Origin of the sequence: Micromonospora sp. NPDC007230 (assembly GCF_042869115.1) — a bacterium.
In the GTDB taxonomy this organism is placed as follows: Bacteria; Actinomycetota; Actinomycetes; order Mycobacteriales; family Micromonosporaceae; genus Micromonospora.
The window spans coordinates 182,345-199,664 of sequence record NZ_JBIAFE010000010.1 but is presented as its reverse complement, the minus strand read 5'-3'; the positions used below and the strand labels follow the sequence as shown (position 1 = coordinate 199,664).

Here is a 17,320-nt window from a genome sequence, read left to right as displayed (position 1 = left end):
CCTCGCTGCGCTGCGCTCCTCGCGCGCATCACAGCACCTCCTCGGTGCCGGCCTTGCGCAGGTAGACGAAGACAATCGCGAGGATCGCCGCCATCAGCAGGAACGACAGGGCCGCACCCTGCGGGTAGTCCAGCCGGACCAGGAACGCCGAGTCGATGACGTTGCCGATCATGTATTGGTTCGGGGTGCCGAGCAGCTCGGCGTTGATGTAGTCACCGGTCGCCGGGATGAAGAAGAGCAGCGTGCCGGCGATCAGGCCGGGCATGGACAGCGGCAGGGTGATCTTCTGGAAGGCCCGTAGCGGGCTCGCGTACAGGTCACTGGCCGCCTCCAGCAGGCGCGGGTCCAGCCGCTCCAGGCTCGCGTACAGCGGCAGCACCAGGAAGGGCAGGAAGTTGTACGTCAGGCCGAGCACCACCGCCACCGGCGTGGCCAGCAGCCGGCCGTCCGGCCCGAGCAGGTGCACGTCCCGCAGCAGCCCCACCACCCAGCCGTTGTCCGACAGGATGGTCTTCCAGGCCAGCGTCCGGACCAGGAAGCTGGTGAACATCGGCGCGACCACCGCGACCAGCAGCAGGTTCTTCCAGCGGCCGGCCTTCTGCGCGATCCCGTACGCCAGCGGGTAGCCCATCAGCAGGGCCAGCACCAGCGCGATCGCCGAATAGAGGAACGACCGGAGGAACTGCGGCCAGTACGCCTGCAACGCGTCCGGATAGTTGCCGACGGCCCAGGTCATCGCGTACCCGGTGGAGAGGGATCCGCCCGGGTCGTAGAGGCTGGCCGCGGCGAGCTGGAGCAGCGGCAGGGCGAAGAAGACCAGCAGCCAGGCCGCGCCCGGCAGCAGCAACAGGTACGGCAGCGCCCTGTGGCGTCCCCGCCGGGGTGGCGGCGCTGCCGCCTGCCCCGACGAGGTCGGTACGTGGGCCAACGCGCTCACGAGAGCACACCCACCGGCGGCTGGTCGAGCAGCGGGGTGGTCTGGTCGTCCGCACCGGATTCGCGCGGCAGCAGGAACGCGTGCCGCGGGTCCCAGTGCGCCACCACCGCGGCGCCGAGCGGCAGCTGGCCGCCGACCCCGCTGTTGGCCGAGAACGCGGACAGCTCGCTGCCCCACGCCGTCCGCACCAGATACTGGGTGCTCACGCCGACGTAGGACGCGTCGGTCACCACGCCGCCGACGTGCTGGTGGCCGGCGGGCACCTGCTCGGGGCGCTCGACCAGGTGCAGCTTCTCGGGGCGTACCCCGAGGAAGACCGACCCCCGATCGACCCGGGCCCGCCCGGCGGGCACCGAGAAGCGCAGGCCGTGCGCGGTGACCAGCACGTCGTCCCCGCTCCGCCCGGCCGCCTCGCCGGCCAGCAGGTTGGACTGGCCGAGGAAGTTCGCCACGAACGCGGTGGCCGGGTACTCGTAGAGGTCGGCGGGCCGCCCGAGCTGCTCGATCCGCCCGGCGTTCATCACCGCGACGGTGTCGGCCATGGTCATGGCCTCCTCCTGGTCGTGCGTGACGTGCACGAAGGTGATGCCGACCTCGGTCTGGATCCGCTTCAGCTCGATCTGCATCTGCCGGCGCAGCTTCAGGTCGAGCGCGCCGAGCGGCTCGTCGAGCAGCAGCACCTGCGGGTGGTTGATCAGCGCGCGGGCCAGCGCGACCCGCTGCTGCTGGCCGCCGGAGAGTTGCGCCGGCCTGCGCCGGCCGTACCCTTCGAGCTGCACCAGCGCGAGCATCCGTTCGACCTGGTCGCCGACGTTGCGGATGCCTCGCCGGCGCAGTCCGAAGGCCACGTTCTCGTGGATGTCGAGGTGCGGGAAGAGGGCGTAGCTCTGGAACACGGTGTTCACCGGCCGCTTGTACGGCCGCAGCCCGGCGATGTCCCGGTCGCCGAGCAGCACCTGCCCGCTGGTCGGCTCCTCCAGCCCGGCGATCATCCGCAGCGTGGTGGTCTTGCCGCAGCCGGAGGCACCGAGCAGGGCGAAGAAGGAGCCCTGCGGGATGGTCAGGCTGAGGTCGTCCACGGCGGTGAAGACGCCGAACCGCTTGGTCAGGTTGGCCAGGCGCAGGTCGCCGGCCGGTGTCTCGTGTCCCATCGTCCTCACGCCCCGATGACCTTCTGGAACTTGGCCTCGTACTCCTTCTCCCGCTGCTCGTCCAGGGCCATGAAGCCCCGGGCCTTCGACAGCAGTGCCTCGTCGGGGAAGATGAGCGGGTTCTTGGCCAGGTCCGGATCGAGCTTCTCCATCTCGGCCTGCGCACCCTTGACCGGGCAGATGTAGTTGACGTACGCGGCGAGTTTCGCGGCCACCGCCGGGTCGTAGTAATAGTTGATCAGCTCTTCGGCGTTCGCCTTGTGGCTGGCCTTGTTCGGCACCAGCATGTTGTCCGACCAGAGCATCACGCCGGACTCCGGCGACACGAACTTGATGTTGTCGTTCTCGAAGCCGAGCTGGATCACGTCACCCGACCAGGCGATGCAGGCGGCGATGTCGCCCTTGTTCAGGTCCTGGGAGTAGTCGTTGCCGGTGAACTTGCGGATCTGCCCGGAGTCGACGGCCCGCTTGAGCTTGGCCAGCGCGTCGTCGAACTGGGCGGTGGTGAAGTTCGAGGGATCGTGGCCGTTGGACTGCAGCAGCAGGCCCATGGTGTCCCGCATCTCGGACAGGGCGGTCACCTTGCCCTTGAGGTCGGGGCGGGTGAGCAGCTCGTCGACCGTGCGGATCTCCTTGGTCACCTTGGCGTTGTACGCGAGGGCGGTCAGGCCGGACTGCCACGGGACGGAGAGCTGGCGGTCCGCGTCGAAGGACGCATTGCGCAGCGAGGGCAGCAGGTTGGCCTCGACGTTGGGCAGCTTGGCCTTGTCCAGCTTCTGGATCCAGCCGAGCCGGATCATCCGGGCGGCCATCCAGTCGGTGAGCACCATGAGATCGCGCCCGGTGGGCTGGCAGCCGGCGAGCTGGTTCTGCACCTTGCCGAAGAACTCGTTGTTGTCGTTGATGTCCTCGTTGTAGGTCACCTGGATGCCGGACTTGGCGATGAACGCCTCGATGGTGGGCCGCTTGGACTCGTCCTTCTCGTCGACGTCGATGTACTGCGGCCAGTTGGAGAAGGCCAGCTTCTTCTCCGTCGCGGAGAGATCCTCGCTCTTGCAGCCGGCCTCGGTCTGTTGGGCGCCCTTCGTGCCGCAGCCGGCCAGCGTGCCCGCCGTCGCGAGCAGTGCGGCCGACCCGAGGGTGCCGGTGAGCAGACCACGCCGGGTGAGGGGCCGGAGGGGACTACGCATGTGACGACTCCTAAGGGGCATCGTCGGCGGCGGAACGGGGGAGGCGCGCCGGCGGGAGGGTCATGGCGATGGACGACTGATCCTGACATGATGTGACCTCCCTTACAAGGGATTCCGTTGTTGGATTAGCCAGCGACCACGAAATACGCCAGACTGCGCCCGGGCACTACGCTCAGCGCGAAGGAACCGGACAGGGGAGCGGTCGATGGCCAACCGGCAACTGGAGAACGGAAACGGGGCGCGCCGTGTCACCGTGCGCGAAGGCGCCAGTCACGTTCTGCTCGACGACGTGGCCAAACAGATCATCGAGCAACTCCAGGAGGACGGCCGGCGCCCGTACGCGACCATCGGCAAGGCGGTCGGCCTCTCCGAGGCGGCGGTCCGCCAGCGCGTGCAGCGCCTGCTCGACGCCGGGGTCATGCAGATCGTCGCGGTGACCGATCCGCTCCAACTCGGCTTCCCCCGCCAGGCCATGATCGGCCTGCGTACCGACGGGGACCTGGAGGCCGTGGCCGACCGGCTCGCCGATTTCGAGGAGATCGACTACGTGGTGATCACGGCCGGCTCGTTCGACCTGCTGGCCGAGGTGGTCTGCCGCAACGACGAGCACCTGCTGGAGATCCTCCAGAAGCTGCGCAGCGTCCCGGGCGTGCTGGCGACCGAGGCGTTCGTCTACCTGAAGCTGCGCAAGCAGACCTACAGCTGGGGCACGGCCTGAGCCTCGCCACGACACGGCCTGGGTACGGATTCCGTTGCCATCTACCCAACAACACGCTAATTCCGTCGCCTAGACGCCACTGGGCTACCGATCCCACTTGCTTCGGCGGCACGGACTGTGGGATAACCGTGGGCAGAGCGGCCGGTTTCACCCCTTGACCGGCCCGAGACCCGATGGGGCTGACATGGCCAACGCCACCGACCACCTCTGGATGCATTTCACCCGGATGGCCAGCTACTCCGCCGGCGAGGTACCGACGATCGTGCGCGGCGAGGGCGCCTACGTCTGGGACTCGCAGGGCCGCCGCTACCTGGACGGACTCGCCGGGCTCTTCGTCGTCAACGCCGGGCACGGCCGGACCGAACTCGCCGACGCGGCCGCCAAGCAGGCCGCCGAACTGGCCTACTTCCCGCTCTGGTCGTACGCCCACCCGAAGGCCGTCGAGCTGGCCGAGAAGGTCGCCTCGCTGACCCCCGGCGACCTGAACCGGGTCTTCTTCACCACCGGCGGCTCCGAGGCCGTCGAGGCGGCGTGGAAGCTGGCCCGGGCCTACTTCAAGCGCACCGGCCAGCCGAACAAGCACAAGGTGGTCAGCCGCTACATCGCGTACCACGGCACCTCGATGGGGGCGCTGTCGATCACCGGCCTGCCGGGCATCAAGTCCGACTTCGAGCCGCTGGTCCCCGGCGGCATCAAGGTGCCGAACACCAACTTCTACCGCGCCCCGGAGCACGGCGACTCCCCGGAGGCGTTCGGCCGCTGGGCCGCCGAGGAGATCGGCCGCGCCATCGAGCGGGAGGGGCCGGACACGGTCGCCGCGGTCTTCCTGGAGCCGGTGCAGAACTCCGGCGGCTGCTTCCCGCCGCCGCCCGGGTACTTCGAGCGGGTCCGGGAGATCTGCGACGCGTACGACGTGCTGCTCGTCTCCGACGAGGTGATCTGCTCCTGGGGCCGGCTCGGCGAATACTTCGGCGCCGCCCGATACGGCTACCAGCCCGACATCATCACCACCGCCAAGGGCATCACCTCCGGCTACGCCCCGCTCGGCGCGATGATCGCCAGCGAGCGCCTGATGGAGCCGTTCCTCACCGAGACCGGCATGTTCGCCCACGGGGTGACCTTCGGCGGCCACCCGGTCTCCTGCGCGGTGGCCCTGGCCAACCTGGAGGTCTTCGCCCGCGAGGACCTGGTCGGGCACGTCCGGGCCAACGAGGACGCGTTCCGGTCCACCCTGGAGAAGCTCAACGACCTGCCGATCGTCGGAGACGTCCGCGGCGACGGCTACTTCTACGGCATCGAACTGGTCAAGGACAAGGCGACCCGGGAGACCTTCGACGACGCCGAGTCGGAGCGGCTGCTGCGCGGCTTCCTCTCCACCGCGCTCTTCCAGGCCGGGCTCTACTGCCGCGCCGACGACCGGGGCGACCCGGTGGTGCAGCTCGCCCCGCCGCTGATCGCCGAGCAGCAGCAGTTCGACGAGATCGAGCAGATCCTGCGCGCCGTGCTGACCGAGGCATGGGCGCGCCTCTGACCGCCGGCTCGGGGTCGGACGGGGCCGGGACTCGCGACCGCGCGGACCGGCCCCGCCCCACGGCCGCCGGCGGGGACGACGCGAACCGGGCCGCCGTCGGCGGCACCGACCGGACCCGGGTACGCCGCCTGCCCGACCTCGCCGTCCACGACCGGGCGGCCCTGCACGCCGTCCTCGACGCCGGCCGGGTCGCCCACCTCGCCATCGCCGACGGCGGCCAGCCGTACGCGCTGCCCGTCGCGTACGCCCGGGACGGGGAGCGGGTGCTGGTGCACGGCTCCACCGGCAGCCGCCTCTTCCGGCACCTCGCCGCCGGTGCTCCGGCCTGCCTCACGGTCACCCTGCTCGACGGGCTGGTGCTGGCCCGCAGCGCCTTCGAGTCCTCGATGAACTACCGGTGCGCCATGGTGCTCGGCTGCCTCGCCGTGCTCGACGGCGCCGAGAAGCTGGCCGCCCTGGAACGGCTCTCCGAGCACCTGCTGCCCGGCCGCTGGGCGCGGATCCGGCCACCCTCGGCGAAGGAACTGGCCGCCACGCTGGTGCTCGCCCTGCCGCTCGACGAGTGCTCGGTGAAGATCAGTGCCGGGCCGCCCGACGACCCCGAGGACGACCTCGACCGGCCGGTCTGGGCCGGGGTGGTGCCGGTCGTCGAGGCGTACGGGACCCCGCAGCCCGATCCGCGGCTGCGGCACGACCTGCCCCCGCCGGAGTGGTGATGCGCTACCAGGACCTGTCGTACTGGCTGTCCAGCGTGGACGAGCCGCTGACGCCGCGCCCCGGGCTGCCCGGCGACACCGACGCCGACGTGGTGCTCGTCGGGGCCGGCTACACCGGGCTGTGGACGGCGTACTACCTGGCGGCGGCCGACCCGTCGCTGCGGATCGTGGTGCTGGAGCAGGAGATCGCCGGGTACGGCGCCTCGGGGCGCAACGGCGGCTGGTGCTCGGCCCTCCTGCCCACCTCGCTGCCCGCACTGACCCGCCGGCACGGCCGCGACCGGGCGCTCGCCATGCAACGCGCCATGCACGAGACGGTCCGCGAGGTCGGCCGGGTGGTCGCCGCCGAGGGAATCGACTGTGACTGGCGGGCCGCCGGCACCGTGGTGCTGGCCCGCACGGAGGTCCAGCTCGACCGGGCCCGGGCCGCCGTCGCGGAGGCCCGCGAGCACGGGCTGGCCGACGACGACCTGGTGCTGCTCGACGCCGCCGCGGCCACCGCCCGCTGCCGGGCCGAGGGGGTACTAGGCGGCACATACACCCCGCACTGCGCCGCGGTCCACCCGGCGAAGCTGGTCCGCGGGCTGGCCCGGGCGGTGGAGCGCCGGGGCGTGCGGATCTTCGAGCGGACCCGGGTCACGGCGGTGCGCCCCGGCGCGGCGGTGACCCCCGCGGGTGTGGTCCGGGCGCCGGTGGTGGTCCGCGCGACGGAGGGATTCACCCCCGGGTTGCCGGGGCAGCGGCGGGCTGTCGCGCCGGTCTACTCGTTGATGGTGGCCACCGAGCCGCTCCCGGCCGAAACCTGGGCGGAGATCGGGCTGGCCGAGCGGGAGACCTTCTCCGACTTCCGGCACGTCATCATCTACGGCCAGCGCACCGCCGACGGCCGGCTCGCCTTCGGCGGGCGGGGCGCCCCCTACCACTTCGGCTCCCAGGTCCGCCCCGACTATGACCGGGAACCCCGGGTCTTCGCGGCCCTGCGCCGGGTGCTGGGCGAACTCTTCCCGGTGCTCGGGCCGGCGGCGCCGATCAGCCACACCTGGGGCGGACCGCTCGGCGTCGCCCGGGACTGGACCGCCTCGGTGGGGCTGGACCGGGCGACCGGCCTCGCCTGGGCCGGCGGCTACGTCGGCGACGGCGTCGGCACCAGCAACCTCGCCGGCCGTACCCTGGCCGACCTGATCCGGGGTGAGGCGAGCGAGCTGACCGAACTCCCCTGGGTCAACCACCGCTCCCCGCGTTGGGAGCCCGAGCCGCTGCGCTGGCTCGCCGTGAACGCCGGCCTCAAGCTCATGTTCTCCGCCGACGAGGCCGAACTCCGCACCGGCCGCCCGTCCCGCCGCGCCGCCGCCTTCTCCCGCCTCCTCGGCCACTGACCCCCAACCCTCCCACCTCCCACCCCACCCCGCCCGACCTCGTTGATCATGAGGTTGGCGGCGTTGTTGATCGCCGTCACTGCCGCCAACCTCATGATCAACGGCGCGGCGGGAGGGACCGGGGCTTGCGCAGGGGGGCGGGGGTGGGGGTGGGGGTGGGGTCAGTGGGTGGGGGGGATGACGCGGAGGTGGCCGCGGCGGCCGGTCTGCTGGGGGCCCTGGGCCACCGCCTGGTCGTCCTCCGGAGGGCGGGGCGGGGCAGGGCGGGCAGCCTCGCGGACCGCCTCGGCCAGCGCGACCAGGTCGTCGGTGGTGGGCGGCGGCGGCTCGAACTCGCCCTCGTGCCGGACCACGTCCCAGCCGCGCGGAGCGGTCAGACTCCGGGCGTGCGGCTCGCAGAGGTCGTACGTGTGCGGCTCGGCGAAGGCCGCCAGCGGCCCCACCACAGCCGTCGACTCGTTGTAGACATAGGTCAATGTGGCGACCGCTTGCCGGGGGCAGCCATTACGGGAGCAGCGCCGTGGTGACCTCACGGCGGCAGGGTATCTCCATTACCGGCTCCGGCGCACCGCTTCGCGTTGCGACACGCCCGTCTTGGTGATCACAATTCGTCCGATCGGATCATCGGCACGCCGCACCAGCGACGCAACGGCGGGCCAGCCGGTGGTGCGGGCTACCCTGTGCGTCATGACGAGTCCGGAAAACCGCCGCCCCGGCTCCGGCCGGCGCACCCACCGCGACCGCCACGGCCGCGGGCTGCGGGGGCGGCTGGTGCCGGCCACCGTACCGCTGGCCCGGACCAAGGCCGAGGTCTTCGACGACCTGGTGCTGGACACGGTCGAGACCCTCGAACGACGGTTCGCCAAGGAACTGGCCGGCGTCGAGTTCGCGGTCGAGGACGTCCCACCGGACCTGAACGTCTACGACTCGGACGTGCTGGAGGACGGCGAGGTCCCGCTGGCCCGACTGCTGCCCGGGCGCCCCGGCCGGCAGGAGGTGCCACCCCGGATCGTGCTCTACCGGCGCCCGCTGGAGTTCCGCGCCATGGATCGCGAGGACCTCGCGGATCTCGTGCACGACGTGATCATCGAGCAGGTGGCGAACCTGCTCGGGGTCGACCCCGACGAGCTGGCCTGAGCCGCACCCGCGTTGCCGCACCCCGGCCGGCCCCCACCGGCCGAGCTGTCGGCCCGAGCCGGGCGGCCCCCACCGCCCAGGCCCGGTACGCGTCAGGCGGCGACCCGCCGCTTCAGCTTCCGCCGCTCCCGCTCGGAGAGCCCGCCCCAGATCCCGAACCGCTCGTCGTGCCCCAGGGCGTATTCCAGGCACTCCGTCTTGACTTCACACCGCGAGCAGATTCGCTTCGCCTCGCGGGTCGAGCCGCCCTTCTCGGGGAAGAACGCCTCCGGGTCGGTCTGCGAGCAGAGCGCCCGCTCCTGCCACTCCGGCGCGTTTCCGAGCAGGTCGGCCACCTCGAGCTGGCCGTCCATCAGATGCCTCCTTGTCGCGCACCGGCGTCATCGCCGCTGCAACCCCCCACGCGAAAGGCGTGCTTGTCCGTCCGGTCGCAATTTGTTGCGTTCCGTGCGAACAACCCCATTCAAATTACACGCGTGTAATGCGTGCGCCGTCAAGCCGAACTTGATAATGGAGTCGCCCTCCCGACACGTTCCGGTCGGCCATCTCAGCCGTCCGGGCCTCGCAACCTGCCCTATCGATTCAGACCCCGGACGAGTAACGCCTTCTCCGGCGAGTTGTCCGAAGTTTTCTGCCGTGGCGTACCGGAGTGGACACCGACGGAGGCCCCCGGTGGAGGCTCCGGCGGGCCGTACCCGGGCGGCCGCCGCGACACCGTCCAAGATCAGCATTCTGGTGCGCAAAGATAACGCGGCTCCCGCCGGATCGCCCGTCGAGCTCGGAATCGCCGACCGCGCCCGGTCCAGATGGTGGACGGAGCGCGACGGCGAACGGGACCCGGACGATCAGCCCGCCCCGGCGTTGCGCTGGTCGACCGACGAACTCGGCGATCGCGCCGCCGGTGACGGAGATCGGGCCGGCCGGCGTCCGACCGTCCCACCAGACGGTACAAAGACCCGCCTCCGGTGCCGGGTCGACGGCACTGTGGAACACCCGTCGCGGATGTGGCGCTCCCGCACCCCCGAGTGGGTGCGCACCCGACGCGGTCGGCCCGGCTGCCACGTCGGTGGCGCTGAGCCCGGAGTGACCGCGGCCGCCGCCGCGGCCGGGGTGAACGCCTGACCCACCAACGGCACGGGCAGCGACACGGCCCGCTCAGGACGCCCGACGAACTGGGCGAACCGCTTGTCCTTCGAGGGCGGGCAGCCTGTTCCAGAGGTCCATCCTGGACATCGGCACGACGGCCTCGTTCCTGCTGTTCAGCGACGAGATCGGTCCGGTGTGGTAAAGAAAGCTGCTCGGAATCGTCATCTCGGTGGTGAATTCGAAACGACAGGTGACATCCGGATAACGTCGCCGTCGTTGTCGACGTGAATCCCGTTCCGGACGTCGTCGCCGAACTCGAAGAAGTCCGGGCCTCCCGCCGCCGCCGGCATCGACTGGTACGGCCGCCGGACGGAAAGGTTCGACGTCAGGCGCCGGCGTGACCGTACGCGGTCGTCCGCTTGCGGGCCGGCCGGCCCGCCGCCGCGGCGATCGCCTTGAGCTGCTCCTCCGTACGGGCCGAGCCGTTGCCCGAGCCCGCCATCCGGGAGATGGTCTCCTCCATCAGCGTGCCGCCCAGGTCGTTGCAGCCGCCCTGGAGCATCGCCACGGTGCCCTCGTCACCCAGCTTCACCCAGGAGCACTGGATGTTGCCGATCCGGCCGTGCAGCAGCAGTCGGGCCATCGCGTGCACCGCCCGGTTCTCCCGCCAGGTCGGGCCGGGGCGGGCGATGCCGGCAAGATAGATCGGCGCGTTGGTGTGCACGAACGGCAACGCGACGAACTCGGTGAACCCGCCGGTGCGGTCCTGCACGCCGGCCAGCACCCGGAAGTGGGCCAGCCACTGGCCCGGGTGGTCGACGTGGCCGTACATCATCGTGGAGCTGGACCGGATGCCCAGCTCGTGGGCGGTGCTCACCACCTCGACCCAGGCGGCGGCCGGCAGCTTGCCCTTGGTGAGCACCCAGCGCACCTCGTCGTCGAGGATCTCGGCGGCGGTGCCGGGGATGGTGTCCAGGCCGGCCTCGCGGAGCTGGAGCAGCCACTCCTTCACCGGTACGCCGGCCTTCGCGGCGGCGGTCACGATCTCCATCGGGGAGAAGGCGTGCACGTGCATTCCCGGCACCCGGGCCTTGATCGCCCGCACGATGTCGGCGTACCCGGTGACCGGCAGCATCGGGTCGATCCCGCCCTGCAGGCAGACCTCGGTGGCGCCGGCCGCCCACGCCTCCTCCGCCCGGTCGGCGACCTGGTCGACAGAGAGCCGGTACGCGTCGGCGTCCCGTTCCCGTTGCGCGAAGGCGCAGAAGCGGCAGCCGACGTAGCAGACGTTGCTGAAGTTGATGTTGCGGTTGACCACGTACGTGACGTCGTCGCCGACCGCGTCCCGGCGGACGTCGTCCGCGATCCGGCACAGCTCGTCCAGCGCCGACCCGTCCGCGCCGAACAGCGCCAGCGCCTTCGCCTCGTGCACCGGGTCGAGCAGCGCCGCCGGGTCGTCGGCGGCCAGTCGCAGGCCCGCGCGCAGGTCGGGGTCGCTCGATCCGCCCGTCGGTACGCTGACCTTGCCCGCGACCGCCGACCAGTCGCCGTAGACGCTGTCGAAGTCGCCACGCCGGTCCCCGGTCCGCCCGGTGGTGTCGATGGTGGCGTGCAGGTCGGTACGCCCACCGAACACCTCCTCCGGCTCCTGCCAGGGGCGGCCGACCGGGCGGGCCGCCTCGACGGCGAGCCCGGTCGCCGGGTCCGCGAGGGCGGTGACATGCGGCAACAGGCGCGGATCCAGCCACGGGTCGCCGGCCCGGACGTACTCCGGATAGATGGTCAGCCGCTCGCGCAGGGTGAAGCCGGCCTGCGCGGTCTGCCGGGCCAACTCGTCGAGGTGCGGCCAGGGGCGCTCCGGGTTGACGTGGTCCGGGGTGACCGGCGAAACCCCGCCCCAGTCGTCGATGCCGGCGCGCAGCAGCAGCGCGTACTCGCCCTCGATGAGGTTCGGCGGGGCCTGGATGCGCGCCTTCGGGCCGAGCAGCACCCGGGCCACCGCCACCGTGGCGGCCAGGTCGTGCAGCTCCGCGTCGGGCATGCCACGCATCGCGGTGTCCGGCTTGGCGCGGAAGTTCTGCACGATCACCTCCTGGAGGTGGCCGTACTCCCGCATGGCCCGGCGGATCGCGAAGAGGGCGTCGACCCGCTCGGCCAGGGTCTCCCCGATGCCGATGAGGATGCCGGTGGTGAACGGCACGCCGACCCGGCCGGCGTCGTCGAGCACCCGGAGCCGGACCGCCGGTTCCTTGTCCGGCGAGCCGTAGTGCGGACCGCCCGGCTCCGACCAGAGTCGCGTCGCGGTGGTCTCCAGCATCATGCCCATGCTCGGCGCGACCGGCTTCAGCCGTTGCAGCTCCGACCAGGAGAGCACACCCGGGTTGAGATGTGGCAGCAGGCCGGTCTCCTCCAGCACCGCCACGGCGCAGGCCCGCAGGTAGTCGAGGGTGGACCCGTAGCCGCGCTCGTCCAGCCACTGCCGGGCCGCCGGCCAGCGCTCCTCGGGGCGGTCGCCGAGGGTGAACAGGGCCTCCTTGCAGCCCTGCGCCGCGCCCTCCCGGGCGATCGCCAGCACCTCGTCCTTCTCCAGGTACGCGGCCGGGAGCCGGTGCGGCACTGTGGCGAACGTGCAGTAGTGGCAGCGGTCCCGGCAGAGCCGGGTCAGCGGGATGAAGACCTTCTTGGAGAAGGTGACGACCCCGGGGCGGCCGGCCTCCCGCAGCCCCGCGTCGCGTACCTCGCCGGCGATCCGGAGCAGCTCGTCCAGCGCCTCGCCGCGCGCGGCGAGCAGGGCGCTCGCCTCGTCGACGTCCAGCGCCCGGCCGGTCGCGGCCCGGCCCAGGGCCCGCCGGACGCTCGCCTCGGTGGGGACGGACCCGGTGCGATCAACCATCCGTCCACCCTATGCGCTGCCCATCCAGCCCACGCCGTGCCCGCGCCCGATGGACGCCGTCGGCTCCGTCGCCGCCGACTCACGGAAAGGGTGGCCTCCCGGCGGGGGCGGCCACCCTTTCGTGCGAGTGCTGACCGTGATCTGGAGCGGTCAGCGCGGGTGGTTCGGGTCGTCCCGGTCGAAGCGCTGGGTACGGTCGCTGTCCGGTGTGGTCGGTTGGCCGGGCTCGGCCGGCTGGCGCGGGATGGCCTGGGTCGGGTCCGCCGACGGCGGCTGGCCGAAGGGCGGCGCCGGGTGCGGGGCCGGCTGCGGGGCCCCGAACGGCGGCGCGGACTGCGGGGCGTGCGGCGGGGCGGTGTTGAACGGCGGCGCCGACTGCGGCTGGCCCGGCTGGCCGGGCGGCGGGTAGCCACCGGGCTGGTTCGCCGGCCCGCCGGGCGCGTACCCGCCCGGGACGGGGTAGCCACCCGGCTGGCCGGGCGCGGGGTAACCGCCTGGCTGGCCGGGCGCGGGGTAACCGCCCGGCTGGCCGGGCGCGGAGTAACCGCCCGGCTGGCCCGGCGCCGGGTAGCCGGCCGGCGGCTGCGGCCAGCCCGGCTGCGGCTGCCCGTACACGCCGGGCTGCGGCTTCGGCCGGGGGACGTAGTAGAGGGTGCGCCAGACCTTGAAGACCACGAAGGCGGCGACACCGAAGATCGCCACCCAGGCCAGCCGGGTCAGCAGGCCGAGGAAGGCATCCAGCACCTCGGCCTCGGCGAGCCGGCCGACCAGCCAGACCAGGACGGTCAGCGCGCCGAAGAACGCGGCGAGGGCGTACTCGCCGAGGGCCGCCTGGGTGATCAGTTTGGCCTTGGGCAGCGCCGGGCGTACGTGGGTGGCGAGCAGGACGGCCAACACCGGCAGCACGGCCGACTCGACGCCGACGAAGATGAAGAAGGCGCTCCCCGCCCGACCGCTGAAGGTGCTGTAGCCGTCCATCGGCACCAGCAGGCGCAGCAGGCCGACGAAAAGCAGCACGGCGTTGGCGCCGAGCAGGACGAGCGCGGCCAGTTCGCGCAGTGGCTTGGTCAACTGGCTGGCCTGCGTGGCGTCGCCGGACGCGGGCTCGGCGGGGCTGGTCACGAACTCCCCCTGGGGACGAAAACGGACAGGTGGCGACGTGAGCCTAACCTGCTTCCCACTGGTTGCTCATAGTTGAGCGGTTCGGACGGTTCGCTTCCGCATCCCGCACAGTCCCCCGGCCACTGGCCGGGCGACGGTGGCGCGTAGGGAAGGATGGAGCCATGCGCATCGTGGTACTGACCGGCGGGATCGGGGGCGCGCGGTTCCTGCTCGGGGTCCGGGCGTACGCCCGGGAGGTGGGGGCCGAGGTGACCGCCGTGGTCAACGTCGGCGACGATCTGCTGCTGCACGGGCTGAAGGTCTGCCCCGACCTGGACAGTGTGATGTACACGCTGGGCGGCGGCGCCGACCCGGAGCGGGGCTGGGGCCGGGTGGGCGAGACCTGGACGGTCAAGTCCGAGCTGGCCGCGTACGGCGCGGAGCCCGCCTGGTTCGGCCTGGGCGACAAGGACATCGCCACCCACCTGGTCCGGACGACGATGCTCAACGCCGGCTACCCGCTGTCCGCCGTGACGGCCGCGCTGGCCACCCGGTGGGAGCCCGGGCTGACCCTGCTGCCGGCCACCGACGACCGGCTGGAGACCCACGTCGTCGTCGACGGGGACCAGGGGCAGCGGGCGATCCACTTCCAGGAGTGGTGGGTGCGGTACCGGGCGGACATCCCGACGCACCGGTTCGTCTTCGTGGGCGCGGATACGGCGAAGCCGGCGCCGGGTGTGCTGGAGGCGGTCGGCTCCGCCGACGTGGTGCTGATCGCGCCGAGCAACCCGGTGGTGAGCATCGCCCCGATCCTGGCCGTACCGGGTCTGCGCGACGCGGTGACCGACGGGCCGGCCCCGATGGTCGGCGTGTCCCCGATCATCGGCGGCGCGCCGGTACGCGGCATGGCCGACCGCTGCCTCGCCGTGCTCGGCGTGGAGTGCAGCGCGGCCGGGGTGGGCGGCCTCTACGGTGGCCGGTCGGCGGGCGGCCTGCTCGACGGCTGGCTGGTGGCGCCCGAGGACGAGGGGACGCTGGTGCCGGACGCGTCCGTACGGTCGGCACCGCTGCGGATGATCGACGAGGCGGCGACGGCGGCGATGGTCCGGGCCGCGTTGGAGCTGGTGTGAGACTGGAGATCCTGCCCGTGCTGGGCATCGGCGACGTGACCGAGGGCGACGACCTGGCGGCGATGATCGCCACTGCGGCGCCGTGGCTGCGCGACGGGGACGTGCTGGTGGTGACCAGCAAGATCGTGTCGAAGGCGGAGGGCCGGCTGGTCGACGTGCCGGCGGACGGGCCCGACCGGCTCGCCGCACGGGACGAGGTGCTCGCGGCGGAGACCGCACGGGTGGTGGCGGCCCGGGGTGCCACCCGGATCGTGCAGACCCACCACGGGTTCGTGATGGCTTCCGCCGGGATCGACGCCTCGAACGTGGACAAGACCCGACTGGTGCTGCTGCCCCGGGATCCGGACGCGTCCGCCCGCGCGCTGCGGGCCGCGCTACGCGACCAGTACCACCTGGACGTGGCGGTCATCATCAGCGACACCATGGGCCGGCCGTGGCGCAACGGCCTGACCGACGTGGCGCTCGGCGTGGCCGGGATGCCGGCGATCCGCGACCACCGGGGGGAGATCGACCCGTACGGCAACGAGCTCCAGCTGACCCAGATGGCGGTGGTGGACGAGCTGGCCGCCGCCGGTGAGCTGATCAAGGGCAAGTGCGACCAGGTACCGGTCGCGGTCGTCCGCGGCTACCTGGGGGTGGCGGGGGCCGACGACGGCGAGGGTGCCCGGGTGCTGGTCCGGGAGGCCGCCCTGGACCTCTTCTCGCTGGGCACCGCCGAGGCGAAGGCGGCCGGGCTGCGCGAGGCCGCGCTCCTCGCCGACGGCCCGGGCCCGTCGCCGGCCGACCCGGCCGCCGTCGACCGGGCGATCGCCGCGGTCGCCGGGGTGGTCGCTTCCGGCACGGTCTTCACCCAGGTCACCGACGCCGAGGTACGCGCCGGCATGGTCGCCGGCGTGCCCGGCTGGCCCGCGCACGCGAGCGGACTCGTGCTCGGGGCGCCGCCGGCCCCGGCCGACCAGGGCGACCTGGTGCGCTTCGGCGCCGACCTGCAGCGCCTGCGGACCGCGCTGGCCGCGGAGGGCATCCCCTCGGCGGTGTTCCCGCCGCCGGCCGGCAGCACCGCCAGCGCCGCCCTGGCCCTCTGACCACCGCTCCGGACTCGGACCCCGTCCCCCACTCGCCGACCCGGCGCGGGCCCTGATGCCGCGCCACGTCGCCGACCCGGCGGGGTCCGGATCCCGCCGACCCCGCCACCTCGCCGAACTGGCGGCAGCCAACCGGCCCGGCGCAAGGGGTCAGGCGTCGAGGACGGCGCGGCCGAGCGGGGTCAGGGTGTGCAGCACGGTGTTGCGGTCACGGTGGCTGACCAGCAGTCCGGCGTTGCGCAGCACGCTGGTGTGCTGGCTGGCCGCGGCGGCGGAGATGCTCAGCCGGCGGGCCATCTCGCCGGTGGTGCATCCCTCGTCGGCGGCTTCCAGCACAGCGGCGCGGGTGCGGCCGAGCAGGGCGGCCAGGGCCTCCCGGCTGGCGCCGTCGGCGTTCCGCCGGGCACCGAGCCCGGGCGCCGGGGTGAGCCCGCCGAGCCGGTCGACCGGATAGACCAGCACCGGCGGCAGCGCCGGGTCGACCAGCGCGACCGGGGTGCGCGCGCAGAAGAACGACGGGACCAGCAGCAACCCCCGGCCGTCCAGGTGCAGTTCCCGGGTGTCCGGATAGTCGAGGACCTCGAGCACCCCGTCCGCCCACCGCATGCTGGGCCGGAGGCTGGCCAGCAGCCCTTCGGCCCCGCCGTCGAGCATCGCCCGGGCCCGCCGCGCCCGGTCCGCCTCCACGGCGGCCTGGATCCGGGACCAGTACGGGGTGACCGCGAGTTCCTGGTAGCGGGCCATCGAGCCGGTGAGGTGACGCAGCACCTCGGGTTCGCCCCGGGCCAGCCCGGCGGCCGGGGCGGGCAGGACGTTCTCCTCGGCCAGCCGGGTCAGGTCCCGGTGCAGCATGTCGACCGGGGTGCCCCGGACCGCTTCCAGCCCCGCCGCCAGGCCGTTCTTGCTGGCGTACGGGGTGAGGAAGTCGGGGAAGTAGCCACGGGGTGGGTTGAGGGCCAGGAGGAGACGGAAGCGTTCCCCGGAGCTCTCCTCCATCCGGAGGGTGTTGGCCACGGTGCGTCGCCATGGCGTCAGCAGCGGGTCACGCCCGCGACCCTGGAGCAGGTGCAGGCTGAGGACCAGTTCCCAGACCGGGTCTGCGGCGGGTGCCACCCTGGTCCGCAGGATGTCCTCGCTCGAGAAGATGATCTTCAGCATGGAGCGCTCCCGGGGCGGACAGAGGGAGAGCCCGCCACCAGTGGCACTGTACCCGGCGGCACTAATCTCCATCTTTAAGCGTGGGCTGAAAAACCTCGACGCCGACGGGGC

General features: G+C 72.5%; 15 protein-coding genes. 7 read left to right on the top strand and 8 right to left on the bottom strand.

Features of this window, described 5'->3' with window-relative positions:
- Positions 1-28 precede the first annotated feature (28 nt).
- From ACFYML_RS16815 to ACFYML_RS16805, 3 genes are read right to left on the bottom strand one after another with little or no spacing between them, the layout of a single operon-like run.
- The gene (locus tag ACFYML_RS16815; protein ID WP_387421466.1) at positions 29-937 is read right to left on the bottom strand and encodes an ABC transporter permease; all 909 of its coding nucleotides are present in this window, start codon (positions 935-937) and stop codon (positions 29-31) included.
- On the bottom strand, positions 934-2,088 hold the full coding sequence (locus ACFYML_RS16810) for an ABC transporter ATP-binding protein (RefSeq protein WP_357437153.1): 1,155 nt from the start codon (positions 2,086-2,088) through the stop codon (positions 934-936). The genes ACFYML_RS16815 and ACFYML_RS16810 overlap by 4 nt, the downstream gene beginning before the upstream one ends.
- 5 nt (positions 2,089-2,093) lie before the next feature.
- Entirely contained in the window at positions 2,094-3,278 is a 1,185-nt protein-coding gene (locus tag ACFYML_RS16805; protein ID WP_387421465.1) for a PotD/PotF family extracellular solute-binding protein, read from the bottom strand.
- A gap of 205 nt (positions 3,279-3,483) precedes the next feature.
- On the opposite strand from ACFYML_RS16805, the gene ACFYML_RS16800 reads away from it, so the two are divergent.
- From ACFYML_RS16800 to ACFYML_RS16785, 4 genes are all read left to right on the top strand, one after another.
- Positions 3,484-3,996, top strand: coding sequence for an Lrp/AsnC family transcriptional regulator (locus ACFYML_RS16800; RefSeq protein WP_073832829.1), 513 nt, complete (start codon positions 3,484-3,486; stop codon positions 3,994-3,996).
- A 184-nt stretch (positions 3,997-4,180) separates the two neighbouring features.
- Complete coding sequence (locus ACFYML_RS16795) at positions 4,181-5,527, top strand: aspartate aminotransferase family protein (protein ID WP_387421463.1); 1,347 nt, start codon at positions 4,181-4,183, stop codon at positions 5,525-5,527.
- Positions 5,512-6,243: a pyridoxamine 5'-phosphate oxidase family protein gene (locus tag ACFYML_RS16790; protein WP_387421462.1), complete on the top strand. Its 732-nt coding sequence runs from the start codon at positions 5,512-5,514 to the stop codon at positions 6,241-6,243. Before ACFYML_RS16795 ends, ACFYML_RS16790 begins: the two co-directional genes overlap by 16 nt.
- Positions 6,243-7,619: an NAD(P)/FAD-dependent oxidoreductase gene (locus ACFYML_RS16785; RefSeq protein WP_387421460.1), complete on the top strand. Its 1,377-nt coding sequence runs from the start codon at positions 6,243-6,245 to the stop codon at positions 7,617-7,619. Before ACFYML_RS16790 ends, ACFYML_RS16785 begins: the two co-directional genes overlap by 1 nt.
- A 161-nt stretch (positions 7,620-7,780) precedes the next feature.
- Here the strand turns inward: ACFYML_RS16785 and ACFYML_RS16780 are convergent, their stop codons facing one another.
- Positions 7,781-8,152: a DUF3499 domain-containing protein gene (locus tag ACFYML_RS16780; protein ID WP_073832831.1), complete on the bottom strand. Its 372-nt coding sequence runs from the start codon at positions 8,150-8,152 to the stop codon at positions 7,781-7,783.
- A gap of 154 nt (positions 8,153-8,306) precedes the next feature.
- On the opposite strand from ACFYML_RS16780, the gene ACFYML_RS16775 reads away from it, so the two are divergent.
- Positions 8,307-8,756, top strand: a complete 450-nt coding sequence (locus ACFYML_RS16775) for a metallopeptidase family protein (protein WP_091260118.1) — start codon at positions 8,307-8,309, stop codon at positions 8,754-8,756.
- Between the two features lie 92 nt (positions 8,757-8,848).
- Here ACFYML_RS16775 and ACFYML_RS16770 read toward each other — a convergent pair whose 3' ends face one another.
- The 3 genes from ACFYML_RS16770 to ACFYML_RS16760 form a co-directional block, all read right to left on the bottom strand.
- Positions 8,849-9,109 carry a WhiB family transcriptional regulator gene (locus tag ACFYML_RS16770; RefSeq protein ID WP_013284161.1) on the bottom strand — a complete coding sequence of 87 codons (261 nt, stop codon included), beginning with the start codon at positions 9,107-9,109 and terminating at the stop codon, positions 8,849-8,851.
- Positions 9,110-10,227: 1,118 nt separating this feature from the next.
- Positions 10,228-12,735, bottom strand: coding sequence for a bifunctional FO biosynthesis protein CofGH (locus tag ACFYML_RS16765; RefSeq protein WP_387421458.1), 2,508 nt, complete (start codon positions 12,733-12,735; stop codon positions 10,228-10,230).
- 150 nt (positions 12,736-12,885) lie between these two features.
- A complete protein-coding gene (locus tag ACFYML_RS16760; RefSeq protein ID WP_387421457.1) occupies positions 12,886-13,857 on the bottom strand; it encodes a hypothetical protein in 972 nt (323 codons plus the stop codon).
- A 161-nt stretch (positions 13,858-14,018) separates the two neighbouring features.
- On the opposite strand from ACFYML_RS16760, the gene cofD reads away from it, so the two are divergent.
- Both cofD and ACFYML_RS16750 read left to right on the top strand, forming a co-directional pair.
- Positions 14,019-14,966 carry a 2-phospho-L-lactate transferase gene (gene cofD / locus ACFYML_RS16755; RefSeq protein ID WP_387421456.1) on the top strand — a complete coding sequence of 316 codons (948 nt, stop codon included), beginning with the start codon at positions 14,019-14,021 and terminating at the stop codon, positions 14,964-14,966.
- Positions 14,963-16,051, top strand: coding sequence for a coenzyme F420-0:L-glutamate ligase (locus tag ACFYML_RS16750; RefSeq protein WP_387421455.1), 1,089 nt, complete (start codon positions 14,963-14,965; stop codon positions 16,049-16,051). Before cofD ends, ACFYML_RS16750 begins: the two co-directional genes overlap by 4 nt.
- Before the next feature lie 150 nt (positions 16,052-16,201).
- Here the strand turns inward: ACFYML_RS16750 and ACFYML_RS16745 are convergent, their stop codons facing one another.
- A complete protein-coding gene (locus ACFYML_RS16745; RefSeq protein WP_387421454.1) occupies positions 16,202-17,209 on the bottom strand; it encodes an ArsR/SmtB family transcription factor in 1,008 nt (335 codons plus the stop codon).
- Positions 17,210-17,320 lie beyond the last annotated feature (111 nt).

Bases quoted from the DNA above. Each gene is read 5' to 3' on its own strand.
- ACFYML_RS16810 (WP_357437153.1), bottom strand. From the start codon at position 2,088: ATGGGACACGAGACACCGGCCGGCGACCTGCGCCTGGCCAACCTGACC.
- ACFYML_RS16805 (WP_387421465.1), bottom strand. From the start codon at position 3,278: ATGCGTAGTCCCCTCCGGCCCCTCACCCGGCGTGGTCTGCTCACCGGC.
- ACFYML_RS16800 (WP_073832829.1), top strand. From the start codon at position 3,484: ATGGCCAACCGGCAACTGGAGAACGGAAACGGGGCGCGCCGTGTCACC.
- ACFYML_RS16795 (WP_387421463.1), top strand. From the start codon at position 4,181: ATGGCCAACGCCACCGACCACCTCTGGATGCATTTCACCCGGATGGCC.
- ACFYML_RS16790 (WP_387421462.1), top strand. From the start codon at position 5,512: ATGGGCGCGCCTCTGACCGCCGGCTCGGGGTCGGACGGGGCCGGGACT.
- ACFYML_RS16785 (WP_387421460.1), top strand. From the start codon at position 6,243: ATGCGCTACCAGGACCTGTCGTACTGGCTGTCCAGCGTGGACGAGCCG.
- ACFYML_RS16775 (WP_091260118.1), top strand. From the start codon at position 8,307: ATGACGAGTCCGGAAAACCGCCGCCCCGGCTCCGGCCGGCGCACCCAC.
- ACFYML_RS16770 (WP_013284161.1), bottom strand. From the start codon at position 9,109: ATGGACGGCCAGCTCGAGGTGGCCGACCTGCTCGGAAACGCGCCGGAG.
- ACFYML_RS16765 (WP_387421458.1), bottom strand. From the start codon at position 12,735: ATGGTTGATCGCACCGGGTCCGTCCCCACCGAGGCGAGCGTCCGGCGG.
- cofD (WP_387421456.1), top strand. From the start codon at position 14,019: ATGCGCATCGTGGTACTGACCGGCGGGATCGGGGGCGCGCGGTTCCTG.
- ACFYML_RS16745 (WP_387421454.1), bottom strand. From the start codon at position 17,209: ATGCTGAAGATCATCTTCTCGAGCGAGGACATCCTGCGGACCAGGGTG.